The 23285-nt window shown below is 70.3% G+C and carries 18 protein-coding genes and 1 riboswitch; of the genes, 16 read left to right on the top strand and 2 right to left on the bottom strand.

Annotation, left to right across the window (positions count from 1 at the left end):
* Window positions 1-669: 669 nt before the first annotated feature.
* From mfd to FE633_RS41925, 3 genes are all read left to right on the top strand, one after another.
* A complete protein-coding gene (gene mfd / locus FE633_RS41935) occupies window positions 670-4200 on the top strand; it encodes a transcription-repair coupling factor (RefSeq protein ID WP_138050423.1) in 3531 nt (1176 codons plus the stop codon).
* 135 nt (window positions 4201-4335) lie between these two features.
* Window positions 4336-5103: an HNH endonuclease family protein gene (locus FE633_RS41930; protein ID WP_138050422.1), complete on the top strand. Its 768-nt coding sequence runs from the start codon at window positions 4336-4338 to the stop codon at window positions 5101-5103.
* A 72-nt stretch (window positions 5104-5175) separates the two neighbouring features.
* A complete protein-coding gene (locus FE633_RS41925) occupies window positions 5176-5919 on the top strand; it encodes a GNAT family N-acetyltransferase (RefSeq protein WP_138050421.1) in 744 nt (247 codons plus the stop codon).
* Window positions 5920-5944: 25 nt separating this feature from the next.
* On the opposite strand, the gene FE633_RS41920 is transcribed toward FE633_RS41925, so the two are convergent.
* Both FE633_RS41920 and FE633_RS41915 read right to left on the bottom strand, forming a co-directional pair.
* Window positions 5945-6688, bottom strand: coding sequence for a hypothetical protein (locus tag FE633_RS41920; protein ID WP_138050420.1), 744 nt, complete (start codon window positions 6686-6688; stop codon window positions 5945-5947).
* A gap of 38 nt (window positions 6689-6726) precedes the next feature.
* Window positions 6727-7233 carry a hypothetical protein gene (locus FE633_RS41915; RefSeq protein ID WP_138050419.1) on the bottom strand — a complete coding sequence of 169 codons (507 nt, stop codon included), beginning with the start codon at window positions 7231-7233 and terminating at the stop codon, window positions 6727-6729.
* Window positions 7234-7457: 224 nt separating this feature from the next.
* Here FE633_RS41915 and FE633_RS41910 point away from each other — a divergent pair, with 224 nt between their 5' ends.
* The 13 genes from FE633_RS41910 (at window position 7458) to FE633_RS41850 (ending at window position 23080) form a co-directional block, all read left to right on the top strand.
* Window positions 7458-9548 (top strand): N-6 DNA methylase, encoded by a 2091-nt coding sequence (locus FE633_RS41910; RefSeq protein WP_138050418.1) that lies wholly within the window; start codon window positions 7458-7460, stop codon window positions 9546-9548.
* Between the two features lie 145 nt (window positions 9549-9693).
* Window positions 9694-10314 (top strand): hypothetical protein, encoded by a 621-nt coding sequence (locus FE633_RS41905; RefSeq protein ID WP_138050417.1) that lies wholly within the window; start codon window positions 9694-9696, stop codon window positions 10312-10314.
* 38 nt (window positions 10315-10352) lie between these two features.
* Entirely contained in the window at window positions 10353-11834 is a 1482-nt protein-coding gene (locus FE633_RS41900) for a serine/threonine-protein kinase (RefSeq protein ID WP_281291338.1), read from the top strand.
* A 126-nt stretch (window positions 11835-11960) separates the two neighbouring features.
* Window positions 11961-12608 carry a SurA N-terminal domain-containing protein gene (locus tag FE633_RS41895; protein WP_138050415.1) on the top strand — a complete coding sequence of 216 codons (648 nt, stop codon included), beginning with the start codon at window positions 11961-11963 and terminating at the stop codon, window positions 12606-12608.
* A gap of 83 nt (window positions 12609-12691) precedes the next feature.
* Window positions 12692-13678, top strand: coding sequence for a nucleoside triphosphate pyrophosphohydrolase (locus tag FE633_RS41890; RefSeq protein ID WP_171060344.1), 987 nt, complete (start codon window positions 12692-12694; stop codon window positions 13676-13678).
* 80 nt (window positions 13679-13758) lie between these two features.
* Entirely contained in the window at window positions 13759-15042 is a 1284-nt protein-coding gene (locus FE633_RS41885; RefSeq protein WP_138050413.1) for a cytochrome P450 family protein, read from the top strand.
* A 138-nt stretch (window positions 15043-15180) separates the two neighbouring features.
* Window positions 15181-16113, top strand: coding sequence for a LysM peptidoglycan-binding domain-containing protein (locus FE633_RS41880; protein WP_138050412.1), 933 nt, complete (start codon window positions 15181-15183; stop codon window positions 16111-16113).
* 205 nt (window positions 16114-16318) lie between these two features.
* Window positions 16319-16484: riboswitch (cyclic di-AMP (ydaO/yuaA leader) on the top strand.
* Between the two features lie 4 nt (window positions 16485-16488).
* Window positions 16489-17157, top strand: a complete 669-nt coding sequence (locus FE633_RS41875) for a transglycosylase family protein (protein ID WP_138050411.1) — start codon at window positions 16489-16491, stop codon at window positions 17155-17157.
* 369 nt (window positions 17158-17526) lie between these two features.
* Window positions 17527-18816 (top strand): phosphopyruvate hydratase, encoded by a 1290-nt coding sequence (gene eno / locus FE633_RS41870; protein ID WP_119105138.1) that lies wholly within the window; start codon window positions 17527-17529, stop codon window positions 18814-18816.
* Window positions 18817-18979: 163 nt separating this feature from the next.
* Window positions 18980-19462 carry an FtsB family cell division protein gene (locus tag FE633_RS41865; RefSeq protein ID WP_138050410.1) on the top strand — a complete coding sequence of 161 codons (483 nt, stop codon included), beginning with the start codon at window positions 18980-18982 and terminating at the stop codon, window positions 19460-19462.
* 28 nt (window positions 19463-19490) lie between these two features.
* On the top strand, window positions 19491-20015 hold the full coding sequence (locus tag FE633_RS47950; protein WP_138050409.1) for a DUF501 domain-containing protein: 525 nt from the start codon (window positions 19491-19493) through the stop codon (window positions 20013-20015).
* A 285-nt stretch (window positions 20016-20300) separates the two neighbouring features.
* Window positions 20301-21242: a Ppx/GppA phosphatase family protein gene (locus tag FE633_RS47945; RefSeq protein WP_138050408.1), complete on the top strand. Its 942-nt coding sequence runs from the start codon at window positions 20301-20303 to the stop codon at window positions 21240-21242.
* A gap of 431 nt (window positions 21243-21673) precedes the next feature.
* Window positions 21674-23080, top strand: a complete 1407-nt coding sequence (locus FE633_RS41850; protein ID WP_138050407.1) for an NAD(P)/FAD-dependent oxidoreductase — start codon at window positions 21674-21676, stop codon at window positions 23078-23080.
* Window positions 23081-23285 lie beyond the last annotated feature (205 nt).

Below are 23285 nucleotides of genomic sequence, written 5' to 3'. Positions count from 1 at the left end.
GGGTGGGTCGGGGCCGCGACGGGGGTATCCGTCCTCGGTCTGGCGCGGAATCGGTCGGCTGCTGGAGGCACCCGAGCCGACGCGCCATCCGCTGCGGGCGGACACCCCCGTCCCGTCCCCTTCGGTACGCGGGCGGCTGCGGGCCGGTCGGGGGCGGGGCGTCACACACCCAGCCCGGCCGCCAACAACCAGCCCGTCCGGCATTTGAGGACGAGGCCGTTCAGGCCGCCCCCCGGCCCGCCCGCACTTTCCCGCCGACCCGGGCACCTCCAGCGTGTTCGGCGCTTGAGGACGAGGCGGTAAGGCCGATGCACCCCCGGCCCGCCCGCACTTTCCCGCCTACCCCGGGCATCTCCAGCCTGTCCGGCTTTGAGGACGAGGCCGTTCAGGCCGATTCGGGGGGCTGGGGGCGGAGCCCCCAGGTACGGGATGATGGGGTCCCCCCCTGCTCGAGCGAAGCCGAGAGCTTGGGGGAGGGTAGGGGCGGCGGGGGCGAAATCAGCCAGGCCCGCACCCGCGTCGTGCGCGCTGTCGAGCAGACGTTATCCACAGGCACGGCGCCCGCGACCGCGCCGACGTACCCTGGACAACCCCCGGCCCGTACGACGTGTCGGGCGGTTCGCGTTGCCCTCTGCTCGAACCCACGGACCCTCGGATGGAAGCCCCTTCATGAGCCTGCACGGTCTGCTCGACGCCGTAGTCAAGGACGCCGCACTCACCGAAGCGGTGAAGGCCGCCACCGACGGCAACCGGATGCACGTCGACCTGGTCGGCCCACCCGCGGCCCGCCCCTTCACCGTGGCGGCACTGGCCCGGGAAGCCCGCCGCACGGTCCTGGCCGTGACCGCCACGGGCCGCGAGGCCGAGGACCTGGCGGCAGCGCTCAGGTCCCTCCTGCCCGCCGACACCGTCGTGGACTACCCGTCGTGGGAAACCCTCCCGCACGAGCGGCTCTCCCCGAGGTCGGACACGGTAGGCCGCCGCCTCGCCGTGCTGCGCCGCCTCGCGCACCCCCGCCCCGACGACCCGGAGACCGGCCCGGTCTCGGTCGTCGTCGCCCCCGTACGCTCCGTGCTCCAGCCCCAGGTCAAGGGCCTGGGCGACCTGGAGCCGGTCGCCCTGCGCACCGGGGAGAGCGCCGACCTCGGGGACATCGTCGAGGCGCTGGCGGCAGCGGCGTACTCCCGCGTCGAACTCGTCGAGAAGCGCGGCGAGTTCGCCGTACGCGGCGGAATCCTCGACGTCTTCCCGCCCACCGAGGAACACCCGCTGCGCGTGGAGTTCTGGGGCGACGACATCGAGGAGATCCGTTACTTCAAGGTCGCCGACCAGCGGTCCCTCGAAGTCGCCGAGCACGGCCTGTGGGCCCCGCCCTGCCGTGAACTGCTGCTGACGGACGAAGTGCGGCGACGGGCCGCGGCGCTCGCCGAGGCGCACCCCGAGCTGGGCGAACTGCTCGGGAAGATCGCGGAAGGCATCGCCGTCGAGGGCATGGAGTCCCTCGCGCCCGTACTCGTCGACGACATGGAGCTGCTCCTCGACGTACTGCCCCAGGGCTCGATGGCCGTCGTGTGCGACCCGGAGCGGGTCCGGACGCGGGCCGCGGACCTGGTGGCGACCTCGCAGGAGTTCCTGCAGGCGTCGTGGGCGGCGACCGCGGGCGGGGGCGAGGCGCCCATCGACGTCGACGCGGCCTCCCTGTGGTCCATCGCGGACGTCCGGGACCGGGCGCGTGAGCTGGACATGATGTGGTGGTCGGTGTCCCCGTTCGCGGCGGACGAAGAACTCGACGCGGACACCCTGAAGCTCGGTATGCACGCCCCGGAGTCGTACCGGGGCGACACCGCCAGGGCCCTCGCCGACACGAAGGGCTGGCTCGCGGACAGCTGGCGCGCGGTGTTCGTCACCGAGGGCCACGGCCCTGCCGCCCGCACCGTCGAGGTCCTCGGCGGCGAGGGCATCGCGGCCCGGCTGGAGACGGACCTCGCCGCGCTCACGCCCGCCGTCGTCCAGGTGGCATGCGGCTCCATCGAGTACGGCTTCGTCGACACGGCCCTCAAGCTCGCCGTCCTCACCGAGACCGACCTCACCGGCCAGAAGGCCGCCGGCAAGGACGGCGCGCGGATGCCGGCCCGTCGCCGCAAGACCATCGACCCGCTCACCCTGGAGACGGGCGACTACATCGTCCACGAGCAGCACGGCGTCGGCCGCTACATCGAGATGGTGCAGCGCACGGTCCAGGGCGCGACCCGCGAGTACCTGGTCGTCGAGTACGCCCCCGCCAAGCGCGGCCAGCCCGGCGACCGGCTCTACATCCCCACCGACCAGCTGGAGCAGATCACCAAGTACGTCGGCGGCGAGGCCCCCACTCTGCACCGCCTGGGCGGCGCCGACTGGACCAAGACCAAGGCTCGCGCCAAGAAGGCCGTCAAGGAGATCGCGGCCGACCTGATCAGGCTCTACAGCGCGCGGATGGCGGCGCCGGGGCATGCCTTCGGCGGGGACACCCCGTGGCAGCGCGAGCTGGAGGACGCGTTCCCGTACGCGGAGACCCCCGACCAGCTGACGACGATCGCCGAGGTCAAGGAGGACATGGAGAAGACGGTCCCGATGGACCGGCTGATCTGCGGCGACGTCGGCTACGGCAAGACGGAGATCGCGGTCCGGGCGGCCTTCAAGGCGGTGCAGGACGGCAAGCAGGTGGCGGTGCTCGTGCCCACCACCCTGCTCGTGCAGCAGCACTTCGGGACGTTCTCCGAGCGCTACTCCCAGTTCCCGGTGAACGTACGTGCGCTGTCGCGCTTCCAGACGGACACGGAGGCGAAGGCGGTCCTGGAGGGGCTGCGGGACGGCTCGGTGGACATCGTCATCGGCACCCACCGCCTCTTCTCCGCCGAGACGAAGTTCAAGGACCTGGGCCTGGTCGTCGTCGACGAGGAACAGCGCTTCGGTGTCGAGCACAAGGAGCAGCTGAAGAAGCTGCGGGCCAACGTCGACGTACTGACGATGTCGGCGACGCCGATTCCGCGCACGCTGGAGATGGCCGTGACGGGCATCCGCGAGATGTCCACGATCACGACACCGCCGGAGGAACGGCACCCGGTGCTGACCTTCGTCGGCCCGTACGAGGAGAAGCAGATCGGCGCGGCGATCCGCAGGGAGCTGCTGCGTGAGGGGCAGGTCTTCTACATCCACAACCGCGTCGAGTCGATCGACCGCGCGGCCGCCCGGCTGCGCCAGACCGTGCCCGAGGCGCGGATCGCGACGGCGCACGGCCAGATGTCGGAACAGGCCCTGGAGCAGGTCGTCGTCGACTTCTGGGAGAAGAAGTTCGACGTTCTCGTGTCGACGACGATCGTGGAGTCGGGCATCGACATCTCCAACGCGAACACGCTGATCGTGGAGCGCGGCGACAACTTCGGCCTGTCGCAGCTGCACCAGCTGCGGGGACGCGTGGGCCGTGGCCGTGAGCGCGGCTACGCGTACTTCCTGTACCCGCCGGAGAAGCCCCTGACGGAGACCGCGCACGAGCGCCTGGCGACCATCGCCCAGCACACGGAGATGGGCGCGGGCATGTACGTCGCCATGAAGGACCTGGAGATCCGGGGCGCCGGAAACCTGCTGGGCGGCGAGCAGTCCGGTCATATCGCGGGCGTTGGCTTCGACCTGTACGTACGCATGGTGGGCGAGGCGGTGGCCGACTACCGCGCCTCCCTGGAAGGCGGCGTGGAGGAGGAGCCGCCGCTGGAGGTCAAGATCGAGCTCCCGGTCGACGCCCACGTCCCGCACGACTACGCGCCCGGCGAGCGGCTGCGTCTGCAGGCGTACCGGGCGATCGCCTCCGTCAACACGGAGGACGACATCAAGTCCGTACGCGAGGAACTCGTCGACCGCTACGGGAAGTTGCCGGAGCCGGTGGAGAACCTGCTGCTCGTGGCCGGACTCCGGATGCTCGCGCGGGCGTGCGGCGTCGGGGAGATCGTCCTCCAGGGCAACAACATCCGGTTCGCGCCCGTGGAGCTGAGGGAGTCGCAGGAGCTCCGGCTCAAGCGGCTGTACCCGGGGGTCGTCATCAAGCCGGCCGCCCACCAGGTGCTGGTGCCCCGCCCGAAGACGGCGAAGGTGGGCGGGAAGCCGCTGATCGGGCGGGAACTGCTGGGGTGGACGGGGGAGTTCCTGGCTTCGATTCTGGGGTCGTGAGGGCAGGGGCAGGTGGGGGAGGGTTGGTGGAGGAGTCGGTGGCCGTTACGGCCCGGACCCTGCGGCGGCTACGGTGAGGACCGGCCGGAACCGCCCGCCCAGGGCGGTCATGGTCAGGCAAGGGGAGGGAAGCGCGTGACGCTCTGGACCAGGGGTCTACGCACAGGGCCGGCCGTGTTCGCCGCCCTGGCTCTCGTCACCGGGTGCGAGGGACTTGAAACCGGTGGTTCTTCAACGGGAAGCGAGGCACCGGCGCCGGCGCCGGACGGGCGAGCCGTCAGCCCGCTGAAGAACCCCGACGGAACGAAGCCCGGGCTAGCACCCGTGACGAGCGAGGCCGACAGGACCGAGGCTCGCAAACTCATACAGACAGTGCAGACGAAGGGTCGAGGGCCGAAGACGGGCTACGACAGGGACGAGTTCGGCTACGCCTGGATGGATACGGCCGACGGTGTCCCGCTCGCTCGCAACGGCTGTGACACCCGAAACGATCTCTTGAAGCGTGACGGCGAGAACCTGCGCTTCCGCACCGGGTCCGACTGCGTGGTCATCGCCATGGAGCTGCATGATCCCTACACCGGCACAACCATCGAGTGGCGCAAGGAGAAGGCCACCGAGGTGCAGATAGACCACGTGGTGCCGCTGTCGTACAGCTGGCAGATGGGCTCCTCACGCTGGCCCGAGAGCAAGCGCAAGCAACTCGCGAACGACGCGCTCAACCTGATCCCGGTCGAGGGCCGTGCAAACTCGTCCAAGGGGGACTCCGGACCCGCGTCCTGGCTCCCGCCGAACAAGCGGATCCGATGCGCGTACGCGGTCCGTTTCGCCGAGGTCGCCCTCAAGTACAAGATGCCGGTGACCGCGCCCGACCGGCAGATGATGCTGGAGCAGTGCGGCGGATGACGGCGCGGCCGGGCTGCGGAACCGACGTAAAAACGGTTCCTCGCAGAATGAGTTGACGCCTACGGTGTTCGGATGGAGTTGAAGGTGTCGAGCCTCGCCGAGCGTCCCGAGATGCATGGTCGGGTGGTCGGCATGGCCGACACCTGGCCCGAGTTCCTGCTCCACGACCCGGTAGGTGACGCGCACTACGGCCGGATCGCCACCGAACTGCCGGAGTACGTGCTCTTCGCGGAGGACGAGCACGGGGAAGTCGTCGCCCACGCCTACAGCGTGCCGTTCGCGTTGGCGGGCCGGGAGCGGGGCGAGCTGCCTGCGCGGGGCTGGGACCAGGTGCTGACCTGGGCGTTCGCCGATCTGCGCCGCGGCGTCCGGCCCGACACGGTGAGCGCGATTTCGATCGTCGTCGCCCCGCACGCCCAGGGCGGCGGGCTGTCGGCCCGGATGCTCTCGGCGATGCGCGACAACGCCAGGGCGCACGGGTTCGGCGAGGTCGTCGCGCCCGTGCGCCCGAGCGCGAAGCACCTGCATCCGCGTGCGGCGATGGAGGAGTACGCGTTCAGGAAGCGCGGCGACGGGCTGCCGCACGACCCGTGGCTGCGCGTCCACGTCCGCGCCGGCGCCACCATCCACGCCATCGCGCCCGCCTCGATGACCGTCGCGGCCTCGCTCGACGAGTGGCGGGAGTGGACGGGGCTGCCGTTCGACGAGGAGGGGCTCGTCGAGGTCCCCGGAGCGCTGGTGCCGGTGCACTGCGAGCCGGGGCGCGGGTACGCGGTGTACGTCGAGCCCAATGTGTGGGTGCGGCACGCACTCTGACACCGGGCTCGTTCGCCAGGCGGCATCAGCCGTCCAGCGCGTCCAGGTCGATGACCTTGCCCTTGGGGGTCTCGGCGGGGACGGGCTTGTCGTAGTCGCTGAAGGTGGTGGTGCCCGGGTCCTCGGCGGACTTGTCGATGATCTTCAGCAGGTACGGCTTGCCCTCGGTGGCGATGTAGAGGGTGTACCTGTCCTTGCCGTCCTTCTCGTGGAGGACGATCGCCGGGGTGCCGTCGACCGTGGTCGCCTTGCCTCTGGTGGCGTCGGAGTGGACGTCCTTGAAGTCGGCGAGCACGGTGTCGAGGTCGCAGAAGCTCGCGAGGTCCTCGGAGTCCGAGCCGGTCGCGGCCGACTTGGTCCACTTGCCGGCCAGCATCTCCACCACCCCGTCGGTCTCGGCCTTGGACTGGCCCTCGCCCTGAGCGCGCAGGAACTGCTCGTCGTACTTCATGTAGACGGTGTCGCCGGCCTTGACGAGGTCGGCCTTGCCCTCGCCGTTCAAGCTGATCGTTCCGGCGCACTGTCCCTTCTTGTCGAGGGCCATGTCCAGGTCGATCGAGCCGTCGCCGTCCTGGACGGTGCCCTTCATGCGCAGTGACGAGGCGTTGGAGGTGGCCTTCACGGCCCGCTCGGCGATCTCACCGCCGGTCAGCCCGGCGAACGGGCCCTTCGGCTTGCTGTCCGCCTCGTCCAGGCCGGGCAGACAGCCGGTGAGCGAGGCGGTTGCCGCTGCGGCGAGACAGAGAGCGGCGAGTGCGGTGCGACGCATGGAAATTCCCCCGGGGGTGTGATGAGCGGTTCGGTGGATCAGAAGTTGCCGTTGCCGAGCATTTCGCCGTCGGCGTCGTAGACCGTGACGAGGCCGTTCTCGCTGTGCTTCCAGTCGGCGAAGGCGGAGGCGATGAGCTTGGCGGGGCCGGTGCCCTTGCCCAGCAGGCCGCCGGTGAAGTCGGTGTAGACATCGGCGGCGTCGAGGATGTCGTTCTGCTCGTCCGCGCCCTGGACCTTGGTGACGTGCGAGACGGCGTCCTTCTCCTTCGCCGTCCCGTTCTTGTTCACAAAGGCCTTGAACTGGTCGGCCTGGGAGGCCTTCTCGGTGCCTTTGTCCGCGGCGCCCTTGTCTCCGGAGCCCTTGTCCTCGACGGTCTTCGCCGACCCTGAGCCCGCGTCGGAGCTCGCCGAGGAGCGCTTGTCGGCGGAGGCCGTGCCGCCGCCGTCTCCGTCGCCCGCGTCGTTCCCGGCGTTCGCCGACACCACGCCCAGGACGACGATGCCGACCACCGCGCCCAGCCCCACCTTGGCCTTCATCCCCATGACTGCGTCCTCTCCCCAAGTCCCCAAGACACCAATGACACGGAACGACCTGTGCTCGCCGCCGTGTCCCGGCGGTCCGTCGTTCGATGTGTCAATAAGAGCAGAGCTTGTGAACCGAGTCAACACTAGTGATGGAGATGCTTGTGTACACGGGCGTGAATGGGTAGATCTTGCGTTCGTCGGTATGCTCGACGCCACACACCAGGACGAGGGGAGCCGGGCGGGTGCAGGACAACGGGACAGAGGTGACCGCGGCCGGAATCGCCCGGCTGGCCGGCGTCGGCCGCGCCGCCGTCAGCAACTGGCGCCGCCGTCACGCCGACTTCCCCAAACCGGTCGGCGGCACCGAGACCAGCCCGTCCTTCGCGCTCGCCGAGGTCGAGGACTGGCTGCGCGCCCAGGGCAAGCTGGCCGAGGTCCCGCTGCGTGAGCGCGTGTGGCAGCAGCTCGCCGGGCACCCGGAGGGCCCGGTCCCCGCCCTGGTCCACGCCGGCTGCGCGCTCCTGCTCATCCACGACCGGCCCACGGTCTGGCTGGAGTTGAGCGCCGGCTCCGACGAGCGCCTCGCCGAACTGCTGCCCGCCTCCCTCGACCAGGTCCTCGACCCGCGCTTCGGAGTGATCCGCAAACGGGCCGTGGACACCCCGACCCCCGCCCAACTGCTCCCGTCCGCCCCGCTGTTGCGCGGCACCGCCGACCTCGCTGCCGAGCTGGGCGCACGCCAGACGTACGAGTTCCTGCTCGGCCGGCACCTCGACGCCAACCCGCGCCAGTACACGCTCACCCCGGCCGGCCTCGCCGATCTGATGGCCGACCTGGCCGGCCCGGCCCACAGCGTCCTCGACCCGGCGTGCGGCACCGGCGCCCTGCTGCGCGCCGTCACTCCCACCAAGGACCAGCAGCTCTACGGCCAGGACAGCGCCCCCGAACTCGCGGCCCTGACCGCGCTGCGCCTCGCCCTCCAGGCGAAGGCCACCGTGCGCACCGCGGCCGCCGACACCCTCCGCGCCGACGCGTACGACAGCCTCAGGGCCGACGCCGTCCTCTGCCACCCGCCCTTCAACGAGCGCAACTGGGGCCATGACGAACTCGCCTACGACGCCCGCTGGGAGTACGGCTTCCCGGCCCGTACGGAGTCCGAACTGGCCTGGGTGCAGCACGCCCTGGCGCGCCTTAGGGAGGGCGGCACCGCCGTTCTTCTGATGCCGCCCGCCGTCGCCTCCCGCCGCTCCGGCCGCCGCATCCGCGCCGACCTGCTGCGCCGCGGCGCCCTGCGCGCCGTGATCGCCCTGCCGGTCGGTGCGGCACCCCCGTACAACATCCCGCTGCACCTGTGGGTGCTGCGCAAGCCCGCGCCGCACGCCCATCCCGCGCAGCCCGAGGTGCTGCTCGCCGACACCGGTGAGCTCGTGGCCGACGGCGGCCGCGGCGGTTTCGACTGGCAGGTCGTGCGCACCGCGGTCCTCGACGCCTGGCGTCCCTTCGACCGTGGCTTCACTCGCGGCGGCACCGCACAGGAGCGGCCGGGCCCCAGCCGTCCGGTGCCCGTCATCGAACTCCTCGACGACGACGTGGACCTGGCCCCTGCCCGCCATCTCCTGCCGGCCGCGGCGGGCGGCGGAGCCGAGCAGCTCGATGATGTGCGCGACCGCCTGGGCGAGACACTCCGCCTGACCGCCGACCTCATCCCGCCTTCCCCCACGCTGTCGACCGCGCACGAGCCGGGAGGTGCCCCTGCCGACCCGCGGCAGCCCACCCGCTGGCCCCTCACCACGATCGGTGAACTCGCGCGCGGGGGCGCGCTGTTGCTGCGTACCGGCGGAAACGGCGGTCACGCGCGCGTGCCCGTCCTCACCGACCACGACGTCCTCGCCGGAACCGCACCGTCCGGAACGCTCCCCGAAAGCGACGAGGAACCCGTCCTCACCGAGACCGGCGACGTCGTCGTCCCCGTGCTCGGCGGCGGCGCCGTCGCGCGCGTGGTGGACGAGGCGACCGCCGGCGCCGCCCTCGGCCGCAACCTCGCGCTGCTGCGCCCCGACCCGGCCGCGCTGGACCCGTGGTTCCTCGCCGGTTTCCTGCGCGGCACCGCCAACAACCGCCAGGCCAGCAGCTACGCGTCCACGGCCACCAGGCTCGACGTGCGCCGCCTCCAGCTGCCGCGGCTGCCGCTGGCACAGCAGCGCCGTTACGGCGAACGGTTCCGCGCCCTCGCCGAGTTCGAGGAGGCGCTGCGGCACGCGGGCCGCCTCGGCGGGCAGTTGGTGCGTGGCCTGTACGACGGCCTGACGGACGGGACGGTCACGCCCGACTGACGGCCGCGGTGACGGCGGGACAGATCAGTGTGACAACGGTTCGGCACAACCATGACCGGTTGTCCTTGACGGCCTATACGCTCGACTCCACACTCGTTCGTCCGCTTTGCCTTCGTCCGTTTTCGTCAGGTCTCCAGGAGCAGCCATGCACGGCCACGGCTACACGCCGCCACCGCCGCGTCGACCCTCGACCACGGTGCTGGTGCTGTTGCGTGTGATCTTTGTGGCACTGCCCCTGCTGAGCATCGGGTTCCTCGCCTGGACCGCGCCTCTGCGGGCCGCCATCGCGACCCGCCTGAGGCGCGACTGGTGGGCCTTCGCGGCATCGCTCGTGATCATGGGCGTCAGCTTCGCGTTCCTGAGTACCGACGACACCGACGACTTCAGCAGCCCGGGCGGCAACGCGGGCATGATCATCCTGCTGCTGAACGCGGCCGCCTGCGCGGGCTATTTCCTGATCGTGGACATCCGCCACTTCCAGCAGCCCATGTTCCATGGCTACATGCCGCCCCAGCAGCCGCCCGCCGGCTACGGCTACCCGCAGACCCCGGCCCCCGGGACCCCGCAGACGCCGACCCCGCAGACCCCGGCCCCGCAGCCGTACGCGGCCACCTTCACCCCGCAGCACAACGCCATGCCCCAGACACCCGTCCCGCCGCCCCCGCAGGGGCAGCCGCAGCGTCCCGCGCCCGCCCGGATCGACCAGGTGCGCGCCGAGCTCGACGAGCTGAGTGACTATCTGCGCAAGCACGAGGACGGCAGGTGACCGTGGCGTCGGGACGTGTGATCACCGGCCGCTACGAACTGTCCACACTCATCGGCCAGGGCGGCATGGGCCAGGTCTGGACGGCGTACGACCAGCGGCTGGACCGGCGCGTGGCCGTCAAGCTGCTGCGCCCCGACAAGGTCGCGGGCCAGGAGGCCGACGAGCTGCGTCGCCGTTTCGTGCGCGAGTGCCGCGTCACCGCCCAGGTCGACCACCCCGGCCTGGTCACCGTCCACGACGCGGGCACCGAGGGCGAGGAACTGTTCCTCGTCATGCAGTACGTCGACGGGGCCGACCTCTCCGACCACCTTGCCGAACACACGCCGTACCCCTGGCAGTGGGCCGTCGCGGTCGCCGCCCAGCTGTGCGCCGTCCTGTCCGCGGTGCACGCCGTCCCGATCGTGCACCGCGACCTCAAACCGCGGAACGTGATGGTCAAGCAGGACGGCACGGTCACCGTCCTCGACCTCGGCGTCGCCTCGGTCATGGACACGGACACCACCCGCCTCACGCACACGGGTTCGCCCATCGGCTCGCCCGCCTACATGGCCCCCGAGCAGGCGATGGGCGGCGCGGTCGGCCCGTACACGGACCTGTACGCGCTCGGCGTGCTGTTGCACGAACTCCTCAGCGGAGACGTGCCGTTCTCGGGTTCCACCGCACTCGGCGTACTGCACCGGCACCTCTACGAGCCGCCCCTGCCGGTCCGCCGCCTGCGCGCCGAGGTCCCCGAGCCGCTCGAAGCGCTCGTTCTGCGCCTGCTCTCCAAGGACCCGCAGCACCGCCCGGCCTCCGCGCAGGAGACGTACGAGCAACTGCTTCCGCTGCTCCCCGCGCGCGGGGCCCCGACCGGCGGACCGCTCGACCCGACACGCCCGTTCCTGCGCCCGCACGCCCCCTGGCCCGACCGGGCCCGTACGCCCGCGCCGCAGCCGTCGGCACAGGCCGTGGACAACAGGCCCGATGTCGCGGGCGCGGTCGACGAGGTCAAGCGCCTTCTCGGCGAGGGCCGCATCACGCAGGCCGTCGACATCCTCGGCTCGATCCTCCCGGCCGCGGCGGAGCAGCACGGCGAGCACTCGCCCGTCGTGCGCACGCTGCGCAAGCAGTACGCGGCCACGCTGATGGACGACGGCCAGTACCGCCGCGCCCTGCCCGAGCTGCGCCGCCTCGCCGACGAGCGCGCCGCCGAGGCCGGCCAGGCCGACCCGCAGTCACTGCGCTTCCGCTACGAAGCCGCCCAGTGCCTCGAACAGCTCGGCGAACCCGCGGCCGCGCTCGCGGAGTACCGGGCGCTGCTGCCGTACTACGAGAACCAGTACGTGGCCGGCGATCCCGAGCTCGCCTACGACGTGCGCCGCCGCATCGGCCACCTCCTGCTCGCCCTCGGCGACCGCGGTGCCGCGCACGACACGCTGGCCCGGCTGCTGCTCGACGTGGAGCGGCTGCGGGGGCCGGGACATCCATTGGTTGCGGAGGTCCGGCGGACGCTGCAGTGGCTGGGGCAGGTGCGCGGGTAGGCAGTCGGTACCTTGCCTTGCCACAAATCGTTGGCCGAATGGGTGGCCGAGAGCCGGGTCACTGCTTACCATCGATCACCGCAAGACTTTGTGCACCGTCGCACAAGCTCCTACAGGAGGTTCTCCTTGCACCGCCGCCGTCGCACCGCGCTCCTCCTCTCCGCCGCGCTCGCCACCGCGGCTCCCCTCCTCACCGCCTGCGGAAACGACGCGCATCCCGGTGCCGCGGCCGTCGTCGGCGGCGAACGGATCACGGTGTCCCAGCTGGAGAACCGGGTGAGCGAGGTGCGCACCGCGCAGCGGGCCGCCATCACGAACGACACCCAGTACGAGCAGGCCATCGCCAAGTCCGGCGGCCTCACCCGCGACACCCTGCACGGCATGGTCCTGGACCAGGTGCTGCACCGCGCCGCCCGGGACGCGGGCGTGACCGTCTCCCGCAACGAGGTCCTGCGCCTGCGCTCGAGCCTTGAGCAGCAGGCGGGCGGCGCGAAGGCGCTGGAGACGGCATGGTTGCAGCAGTACGGCGTGGCGCCCGAGCGGCTCGAGGACAACCTCCGCGTCCAGATCGAGGCCCAGAAACTGGCCACCGGGCTCGGCACCGACACCAGCCAGCCCGCGTTCTGGAAGGCCCTGTCCGACGCCTCCAAGAAACTCGACGTCGACCTGAACCCGCGCTACGGCACCTGGGACGTACAGAAGAGCAGCCGCGTCGACGCGAAGCTGCCGTGGCTGCGCGAGGTCACGCAGGCGGGGAGCCAGGGGACGGCGTAGCCGCCGCGGGGCCCGCTGTGGACAGGTGAGCTCACCATGGACGGCTGAGCCCGCTGTGGACGGGTGACCTTGTTGTCAGTGGCGTGGGTTACGTTCGGTGTGTGAACGCATCCGACCCTGGGCGCATCGTCCTGCTCACCACCAGCCACCGTGTCGCGCCCGGACTCCTGTCCTGGCCCGCCTGGCAGGCGCTGCACGGCGCCGACCGCGTGCTGTGCGCGGACGGCGCACACCCCCAGCTGCCGTATCTGCGCGAGGCGGGCGTCAAGGTCGACGAGGCCGCGCCGACCGCCGAGGAGCTCGTCGACGCCTGCGCCGGCGGGCGCACGGTGACGGTGGTCGCCACGGGCGAGGGCGAGCCGCACCTGACGGACGGACTGGCCCGCATGGCCGGCTCCGGGCGCGTGCAGATGCCCGACCTCGAACTGCTCCCCGCGTCGTACGACCTCCCCGGCGCCCGGCTCCTCGACCTCGTCCAGGTCATGGACCGCATCCGCGCCGAGTGCCCCTGGTCGTCCCAGCAGACCCACCAGGGCCTCGCGAAGTACGGCATCGAGGAGGCGTACGAACTCGTCGAGGCGATCGAGGAGGGCGACCGGCACGAGCTGTGCGAGGAGCTCGGGGACGTCCTGCTCCAGGTCGTCTTCCATGCGCGGATCGCGGAGGAAGGACGCCCGGAGGACGGCGCGGAGCCGTTCTCCATCGACGACGTGGCGGGCGGCATCGTCACCAAGCTCATCCACCGCCATCCGCACGTCTTCGGCGACGAGACCGCCGAGACGCCCGAGGAGGTCAAGGAGCACTGGTTGCGCACCAAGGCCGTCGAGAAGCAGCGGACCTCTGTGACGGAGGGCATCCCGCTCGGCCAGCCGGGCCTGGCGCTCGCCGCGAAGCTCGCGTCCCGCGTGCGCACGGCGGGACTTGAGGTCCCCCTGCCGCCGGGAGAGGGCGTCGGTTACGAACTGCTCGCGATGGCCGTGCGCGCCGAGGCGGAGGGCGTGGACCCGGAGGCAGCGCTACGGGCGGCGGCGCGGGCGTATCGGGACGCGATACGGGAAACGGAGTCCTGAGACCGGCCTCACACCGGCCCTCACACCGGTCCTGACACCGCAGATCAGCCTCACGTCGACCCTCCCGATACCGTCAAGGAGTGACCGAAAAGCCAGCCCGGACCTCCGTCGGCAGCACGCCCCCCGAACTCTTCACCTGGGAGTTCGCCACCAACCCCTACCCGGCGTACGCCTGGCTGCGCGAGCACGCCCCCGTGCACCGGACCAAACTGCCGAGCGGAGTGGAGGCCTGGCTGGTCACCCGGTACGCCGACGCCAAGCAGGCCCTCGCCGACGCCCGCCTCTCCAAGAACCCCGCACACCACGACGAACCCGCACACGCCAAGGGCAAGACCGGCATCCCCGGCGAGCGCAAGGCCGAGCTGATGACTCATCTGCTCAATATCGATCCGCCGGATCACACGAGGCTTCGGCGGCTCGTGGCCCAGGCGTTCACACCACGCCGCGTGGCCGCATTCGCCCCGCGCGTACAGGAGTTGGCCGATCACCTCATCGACCAGTTCGCGCACAAGGGCAGCGCCGACCTCATCCACGAGTTCGCCTTTCCCCTCCCCATCTACGCCATCTGCGATCTGCTCGGCGTCCCGCGCGAGGACCAGGACGACTTCCGCGACTGGGCGGGGATGATGATCCGGCACGGGGGAGGGCCGCGGGGCGGGGTCGCGCGGTCCGTGAAGAAGATGCGCGGCTATCTCGCCGAGCTCATCCACCGCAAGCGCGCGGCGCTCCCCGAGGAGCCAACCCCCGGCGAGGACCTCATCTCCGGTCTCATCCGCGCCTCCGACCACGGCGAGCACCTGAGCGAGAACGAGGCCGCGGCGATGGCGTTCATCCTCCTGTTCGCGGGGTTCGAGACCACCGTCAATCTCGTCGGAAACGGCACATACGCGCTCCTCACCCATCCCGAGCAGCGGCAGCGGCTCCAGCAGTCCCTGGCGGTCGGCGACACGGACCTCCTCGCGACCGGCGTCGAGGAACTGCTCCGGTACGACGGGCCGGTCGAGCTGGCCACATGGCGGTTCGCGACGGAGGCGGTCACCATCGGCGGGCAGCGCATCGAGGTCGGCGATCCGGTACTCGTCGTACTCGCCGCCGCCGACCGCGACCCCGGGCGGTTCGACGCCCCCGACACCCTTGACCTCGGCAGACGCGACAACCAGCACCTCGGCTACGGGCACGGCATCCACTACTGCCTCGGTGCGCCCCTGGCCCGTCTGGAGGGCAGGACCGCGCTCGCGACGCTCCTCACCCGTCTCCCTGACCTGCAACTCGCCGTCGATTCCACCGATTTGCGGTGGCGGGGAGGGCTCATCATGCGTGGGCTGCGCACATTGCCGGTGAGCTTCACCCCAGCTCCGAGCTGATAAAACGTCAGCTCTGTGATCTTCACGTGATCTGCTCTGCATCTACTTGTGACAAGCGTTCGACTGCGGATAGGTTCACGGCTCAGTGCAGACCTCACCCGTCGCTCTAATCCCTGCCGTCACGCGAAAGGCAACCGCATGCTCTCCGGGAACGGTCGTCACCGTCGCCCCCGTCAGGCCCCGGCTCTCTTCGTCGCAGCCGGAGTGACCGGTTCGGCCATCGCGATCCCCCTGCTCGGCGCGACCGGCGCCAGCGCTGCCAGCGGTACGACCTGGGACGCGATCGCGGACTGCGAGAGCGGCGGATCGTGGAGCGCCGACACCGGCAACGGCCGTTACGGCGGGCTCCAGATGACCCAGGAGACCTGGGAGCAGTACGGCGGCCTCGACTACGCCGCGAGCGCCGACCAGGCCAGCCGCTCCCAGCAGATAGCCGTCGCCGAGAAGGTCGTCGCGGACAAGGGCGCGAGCGCCTGGGCGACCTGTGGGCTCGTCGCGGGTCTGACGCAGGACTCCGGCGCCGCCGATGTCGACACGGGTGTGGCCGACGACTCCGCTTCTTCGTCCACCGATTCGGGTTCGGACTCGACCTCGGACTCGACCTCGGACTCGGACTCGGGTTCTGGCTCTGGCTCTGATTCCACGAAGTCCGATACATCAGACACGTCTGATGGGTCCGACAAGTCCGATACGTCCGAGTCCTCCAGTGATGCGACACAGGACTCCGGCAGCGGCGCCAACTCCGAATCGTCGAGCGGCGACAGCACGTCCACCGGTACGGCGAAAAGCGGCGAAACCGGTCGCCATCGCGGGGGCAGTGCCGAAGAGGGCGCCGCGGCCTCGCGTGCGGGCGACTCCGCCGGCCGGCACGCCTCGCGCGGCGGCACCGTCTCGCGTGAGGCGGTCGACGGCACGTATGTGGTCCGCCCCGGAGACAATCTCTGGGCCATCGCCGACTCCTTTGACATGGAGGGTGGATGGCCCGAGCTCTACGCCGAGAACAAGCAAACCGTCGGCGCCGACCCGGACCTCATCCTCCCCGGTCAAAGGCTTGAACTCGGCAGCGAGTAACTGCTCCCCAAGCCGTCGAATCAGGCGAAAAGTAGCGGCAGTTCGGGGCGAATGTCCGGTTTGATGAAAGTGAGACATGGCTCTCAAAGACCCTGATCGTCTTTGGAGTTCGGCGGATCGCGTGTTTACGGTCGTGATCGCTCGCCACAGCGGGCCCCGTCGGACGTCACGCCGAATCCTGCCAACGGCCGTACGGGAACAGTCGTCGCGTCAAGCGCCGTAGGCAGGAGCGGGGGACCCAAGGTAAGCGCCCTCCCCGGTCACCGAGACCGGAGATGGCTTGGGGTTAAGCCGCGCGCAAGTCGCGCGGCCGGGCAACTCACTCGGCCCGAACCCGACAGCTCACCTCGCAGGCGTCGGTGAGGGGATCTCTCCATGCTGCATTCCGGCACGGGCAAGCACCGCCGCCCGACCAAGACCGCTCGTATCGCCACGCTCGCCGGTGTCACCGGCGCCGCCATCGCCGTTCCGCTGATGGTCTCCGGCACCGCCTCCGCCGCCAGCGCCTCCGAGTGGGACGCCGTCGCCCAGTGCGAGTCGGGAGGCAACTGGTCCATCAACACCGGCAACGGCTACTACGGCGGCCTGCAGTTCTCGTCCTCCACCTGGGCCGCGTACGGCGGCACGCAGTACGCCTCCACCGCCGACCAGGCCTCCAAGGCCCAGCAGATCCAGGTCGCCGAGAAGGTCCTCGCGAGCCAGGGCAAGGGTGCCTGGCCGGTCTGCGGCAAGGGTCTGTCCGGCGCGTCCCCCTCGGGCTCCGGTGCCGCGCAGGAGAGCACCCAGCAGCAGAGTGCGCCGGCCCAGGAGGAGCGGGCCTCCCGCTCCCAGGAGCGCTCCGCGCCCAAGACCGTCGAGACCCCGACCGGCAAGAAGGTCAAGAAGGGCGACGGCGAGTACAAGGTCGTGAAGGGTGACACCCTCAGCGCGATCGCCTCGGAGCACCACGTCAAGGGCGGCTGGAAGAAGGTGTTCGAGCTGAACGACGACATCATCGACGACGAGAACTTCATCTTCCCGGGTCAGCAGCTGCACCTCAGCTGACGTTGACGCCGCGCCCCTGAGGCGCGGCCTCGACGCGGAAACCTCTTCGTGGAACCTCGGCTTGCTCACAGCCCTCTCATAAGAGGGGCCCGCAAGCTGAAGGAGTCCTCCCGGGAGCGCTTCCGTTCCCGCTCTCCCCGCCCCGGTGCGTGTTCCCCCGCATGCACCGTGGCGGGGCTTTTCTTTCTCTGTTCTCCCCCCATTTGTTCCGTTCTGGAACAATGTGTACCCTCAGTTCCGTCCATGGGGTGGTCGGACGGCTGGCCGATCTCCCGGAGCCGGTTAGGCTCATCTCGCGGAACCGCCGCGGCTCCGCGCATGCGGGCCGAGCGCCCGTGTACCCGCGTCACATCCCAGAAGGAGATGCTCGTGCCGTCCATCGACGTCGTCGTAGCCCGGGAAATCCTGGACTCCCGAGGCAATCCCACGGTCGAGGTCGAGGTCGGCCTCGACGACGGCAGCACGGGGCGTGCCGCCGTCCCGTCCGGCGCCTCCACCGGCGCATTCGAAGCTGTCGAACTCCGCGACGGAGACGCCGGCCGCTACCTCGGCAAGGGCGTCGAGAAGGCCGTCCTCGCCGTCATCGAGCAGCTCGGCCCGGAGCTCGTCGGCTACGACGCCACCGAGCAGCGGCTGATCGACCAGGCGATGATCGACCTGGATGCCACCGACAACAAGGGCTCGCTCGGCGCCAACGCCATCCTCGGCGTCTCCCTCGCCGTCGCGCACGCCGCCTCCGAGGCCAGCGACCTCCCGCTCTTCCGCTACCTGGGCGGCCCGAACGCGCACCTGCTGCCCGTTCCGATGATGAACATCCTGAACGGCGGCTCGCACGCCGACTCGAACGTGGACATCCAGGAGTTCATGATCGCCCCGATCGGCGCGGAGTCCTTCTCCGAGGCGCTGCGCTGGGGCGCCGAGGTCTACCACACCCTCAAGAAGGTGCTGAAGTCCCGCGGTCTGGCCACCGGCCTCGGCGACGAGGGCGGCTTCGCCCCGAACCTCGGCTCCAACCGCGAGGCTCTCGACCTCATCCTCGAGGCGATCAAGGAAGCCGGCTACACCCCCGGCGAGCAGATCGCCCTCGCGCTCGACGTCGCCGCCTCCGAGTTCTACAAGGACGGCTCCTACCTCTTCGAGGGCAAGGAGCGCTCCGCCGCCGAGATGACCGAGTACTACGCCGAGCTGGTCGAGGCGTACCCGCTCGTCTCCATCGAGGACCCGCTGTTCGAGGACGACTGGGCCGGCTGGAAGGTCATCACCGACAAGCTCGGCTCCAAGGTCCAGCTCGTCGGCGACGACCTGTTCGTCACCAACCCGGAGCGCCTGGCCCGTGGCATCGAGGAGGGCTCGGCCAACGCCCTGCTCGTCAAGGTCAACCAGATCGGTTCGCTGACCGAGACCCTGGACGCCGTGGAGCTCGCCCAGCGCAACGGCTTCAAGTGCATGATGTCCCACCGCTCCGGCGAGACCGAGGACGTCACCATCGCGGACCTGGCCGTCGCCACCAACTGCGGCCAGATCAAGACCGGCGCCCCCGCTCGCTCCGAGCGCGTCGCCAAGTACAACCAGCTGCTGCGCATCGAGGAGATCCTCGACGACGCGGCGGTGTACGCCGGCCGCAGCGCCTTCCCGCGGTTTCGCTCCGCGAACCAGTAGGCACAGCGCTCCGCGAACCAGTAGGCACAGCGCTCCGCGAACCCGTAAGCACAGCGAGGGCTGAGCTCCGCACGCAGGGGCCACCGCCCCGTCGGGCGTACGTCCCCGTACTCGGTCCCGTACCGTGTGCGGGGACGTACGTGCGTGAAGGGGAGGCATTGGGATGGCCGTGAAGGACCGCGACCGGGACCGGTTCTCCACCGCGACCAGGCTGCGGCTGCTCGGCGAGCAGACGGCCGCCCGTGTCTACCGCTCCCAGACCAAGCGCCAGGCCCGCCGCTCCCGGCTGACGGGCCGGGCCGCCCTGCTCGTCCTCGTCCTCTGTTCCCTCGTCGTCGCCCTCGCCTACCCGACACGGCAGTACGTCTCCCAGCGCGCCGAGATCGCCGACCTCCAGCAGGAGCGGGAGCAGGCCCGCGAACGGGTGGAGCAACTGCGCGACCTCAAGGCACGCTGGCAGGACGACGAGTACGCCGAGCAGCGGATCCGGGAGCGGCTGCACTATGTGATGCCGGGGGAGACCGGCTACATCGTGATCGACCCCGACGCGGCGAGGAAGTCGCGTACGGACCAGACGGCGGCCGACCGCCCCTGGTACTCCAATCTCTGGTACGGCGTCGACAAGGCCGACAGCGCGGACCAGTGAACCGATGAGAGAGACACAGACCCAAGGCATGGAAACGCCCCCTCCTTCCACTCCGCGCACCGAGCCCACCGACGCGGACGTCGAGGCCTTCAAGCAGCAGCTCGGGCGCCCGCCGCGCGGGCTGCGTGCGATCGCGCACCGGTGCCCGTGCGGTCAGCCGGACGTGGTCGAGACGGCGCCGCGGCTGCCGGACGGCACGCCGTTCCCGACGACGTACTACCTGACGTGCCCGCGCGCGGCGTCGGCGATCGGCACGCTCGAGGCGAACGGCGTCATGAAGGAGATGACGGATCGGCTGGCCGAGGACCCTGTTCTGGCCGCCGCCTACCGTGCCGCCCACGAGGACTACATCGCGCGCCGCGATGCCATCGAGGTTCTGGACGGCTTCCCGAGCGCGGGCGGCATGCCGGACCGGGTGAAGTGCCTGCACGTTCTGGTGGCCCACTCCCTGGCGGCGGGGCCGGGCGTGAACCCGCTGGGCGACGAGGCGATCGCGATGCTGCCGGAGTGGTGGCGCAAGGGTCCGTGCGTGACGCTGCCGCCCGAGGAGTGATGTCGCCCCCGCCGCCCCTACCCTCCCCCAAGCTCTCGGCTTCGCTCGAGCAGGGGGGACCCCCATCATCCCGTACCTGGGGGCTCCGCCCCCAGACCCCCGTATCGGCCTGAACGGCCTCGTCCTCAAACGCCGGACGGGCTGGGTATGTCAGCCCCTCTGGGGGCACCTCCCAGCGGTAGCTGGGGGAGTTTGAGGAGCGGGGTCTGGGGCGGAGCCCCAGGGATGGGACGGGTAGGGGCGGCGGGGGCGAGGAAACGGAACCACGACAGGAGAGCACAGGTCATGACCAGGGTCGCTGCCATCGACTGCGGCACCAACTCCATCCGGCTGCTCGTCGCCGACGCGGACCCGGCGACGGGCGAACTCGTCGACCTGGACCGGCGGATGACGATCGTCCGCCTCGGCCAGGGCGTCGACCGCACCGGCCGCCTCGCCCCCGAGGCCTTGGAGCGGACGTTCACCGCCTGCCGTGAGTACGCGGCGGCCATCAAGGAGCACGGCGCGGAACGCCTCCGCTTCGTGGCGACCTCCGCCTCCCGAGACGCCGAGAACAGGGACGAGTTCGTACGCGGTGTCCTGGACATCCTGGGTGTCGAGCCCGAGGTCATCTCAGGCGACCAGGAGGCCGAGTTCTCCTTCACGGGCGCGACCAAGGAGCTGACCGGCAGGGACGACCTCGCGAAGCCCTTCCTCGTCGTGGACATCGGTGGCGGCTCCACCGAGTTCGTCGTCGGCGACGACCACGTCCGCGCCGCACGCTCGGTCGACATCGGCTGCGTACGGATGACGGAGCGCCACCTCATGCACGAGGGGACGATCGCGGACCCGCCGACACCGGACCAGATCGAGGCCATCCGTGCCGACATCGCCGCGGCCCTCGACCTCGCCGAAGAGACCGTCCCCCTGCGCGAGGCACACACGTTGGTCGGGCTCGCGGGATCCGTCACCACGGTGTCGGCGATCGCGCAGAACCTCTCCGAGTACGACCCGGCCGCCATCCACCACTCCCGGGTCCCGTACGACAAGGTCCGGGATATCACCGAGCATCTCCTGGCCTCCACGCACGCGGAACGCGCCGCCATCCCCGCGATGCACCCGGGCCGTGTGGACGTGATCGGTGCCGGTGCGCTCGTACTGCTCTCGATCATGGAACGGATCGGGGCGAGCGAGGTCGTCGTGAGCGAGCACGACATCCTCGACGGCATCGCCTGGTCGGTTGCGTAGACCCCTAAGCTACCCATGGGTAGCCTCGCTTGAGCTGTTCCGCTAACGTATGAGCACGTCCGAGGGGTCCTGAAAAGGCCCTCGGTGAGGGCCCTCGGAGAAACTTCGTGAAGTTCTTCACAAGGAAATCGGGCCTGATAGGCAAGGTTTTCGCGTCCTCGGGCCGACTGCGGGGCGTACGGGGTTCAACGACGGGGGTACGGGGCCGTTTTCGAGGTGCCGGGAGGCGGTGGGACGGGCAGCTGGTTCAGGCGGTTCGCGGGCCCCAAGTGGCAGCTCACGCGGTGTTGACAGCGCTCTGTGAGGCGCGGTGGTTCCCCTGTCGGGGCATGGCCTGACGCACGTGGGCCGCGCAGTGTAGCAGAGGGGCTGCAGGAGCTTGTGAAGGGGCGCACGAGCTACCCCCCTGGAGCGGGTGGATACTCGATGGCATGAGCACCACGGAGCGTCCCAGGATCCTCGTAGTAGGCGGTGGGTACGTAGGCCTGTACGCAGCTCGGCGCATCCTCAAGAAGATGCGCTACGGCGAGGCGACCGTCACGGTCGTCGACCCCCGGTCGTACATGACCTACCAGCCCTTCCTCCCCGAAGCCGCCGCCGGCAGCATTTCGCCTCGGCACGTCGTCGTCCCGCTGCGACGCGTGCTGCCCAAGGCGGAAGTTCTCACCGGCCGGGTCACCACCATCGACCAGGACCGCAAGGTCGCACACATAGCCCCGCTGGTCGGCGAGGCGTACGAACTGCCTTTCGACTACCTCGTCATCGCGATGGGCGCGGTCTCCCGCACCTTCCCGATCCCCGGCCTCGCCGAGCAGGGCATCGGCATGAAGGGCATCGAGGAGGCCATCGGCCTGCGCAACCATGTGCTTGAGCAGCTCGACAAGGCGGACTCCACGAACGACGACGAGGTCCGGCGCAAGGCGCTCACCTTCGTCTTCGTCGGCGGTGGCTTCGCCGGCGCGGAGACCATCGGCGAGGTCGAGGACATGGCCCGCGACGCGGCCAAGTACTACACCAACGTGTCCCGTGAGGACATGCGGTTCATCCTCGTCGACGCCGCGGACAAGATCCTCCCCGAGGTCGGCCCCAAGCTCGGCGCGTACGGCAAGGAGCACCTGGAGTCCCGTGGGGTCGAGGTGTACCTGTCCACCTCCATGGACTCCTGCGTCGACGGCCACGTGGTGCTGAAGAACGGCCTCGAGGTCGACTCCAACACGATCGTGTGGACGGCCGGTGTCAAGCCGAACCCCGTCCTGTCCCGCTTCGGTCTGCCGCTCGGCCCGCGCGGTCACGTCGACACCCAGCCGACCCTCCAGGTCCAGGGCAGCGACTACATCTGGGCCGCCGGCGACAACGCCCAGGTGCCGGACGTCGCCGCCCGCAAGGCCGGCGTCGAGAACGCCTGGTGCCCGCCGAACGCCCAGCACGCACTGCGTCAGGCGCGTGTCCTCGGTGACAACGTGATCTCCGGTATGCGGGGCTTCCCGCAGAAGGAGTACTCGCACGCCAACAAGGGCGCGGTGGCCGGTCTCGGCCTCCACAAGGGCGTCGCGATGATCGTCATGGGCAAGATGAAGATCAAGCTCAAGGGTCGTCTCGCCTGGTACATGCACCGCAGCTACCACGGCTTCGCGATGCCGACGTGGAACCGCAAGATCCGGGTCTTCGCGGACTGGACGCTCGCGATGTTCCTCAAGCGTGAGGTTGTTTCGCTCGGTGCCATCGAGACGCCTCGCGAGGAGTTCTACGAGGCTGCCAAGCCCGCCCCCGCGTCGGCCGTTCGGGCCGAGCCGGCTCCGGCTGCCAAGAAGACCGAGGAGAAGGCCAAGGCCTCCTGACCTCCGGTCGCTGAACCACCCGAAGGGGCCTCCCGCCATCCGTGGTGCGGGGGGCTCCTTCGTCGTTTTCCTCGCCCCCGCCGCCCCTACCCGTCCCATCCCTGGGGCTCCGCCCCAGACCCCGCTCCTCAAACGCCGGACGGGCTGATTTCAGCCCGTCCGGCGTTTGAGGACGAGGCCGCAAGGCCGATAGCGGGGGTCTGGG

This window comes from Streptomyces montanus (genome assembly GCF_005786655.1).
In the GTDB taxonomy this organism is placed as follows: domain Bacteria; phylum Actinomycetota; class Actinomycetes; order Streptomycetales; family Streptomycetaceae; genus Streptomyces; species Streptomyces sporangiiformans.
This window is presented reverse-complemented; position numbering and strand designations above follow the sequence as displayed.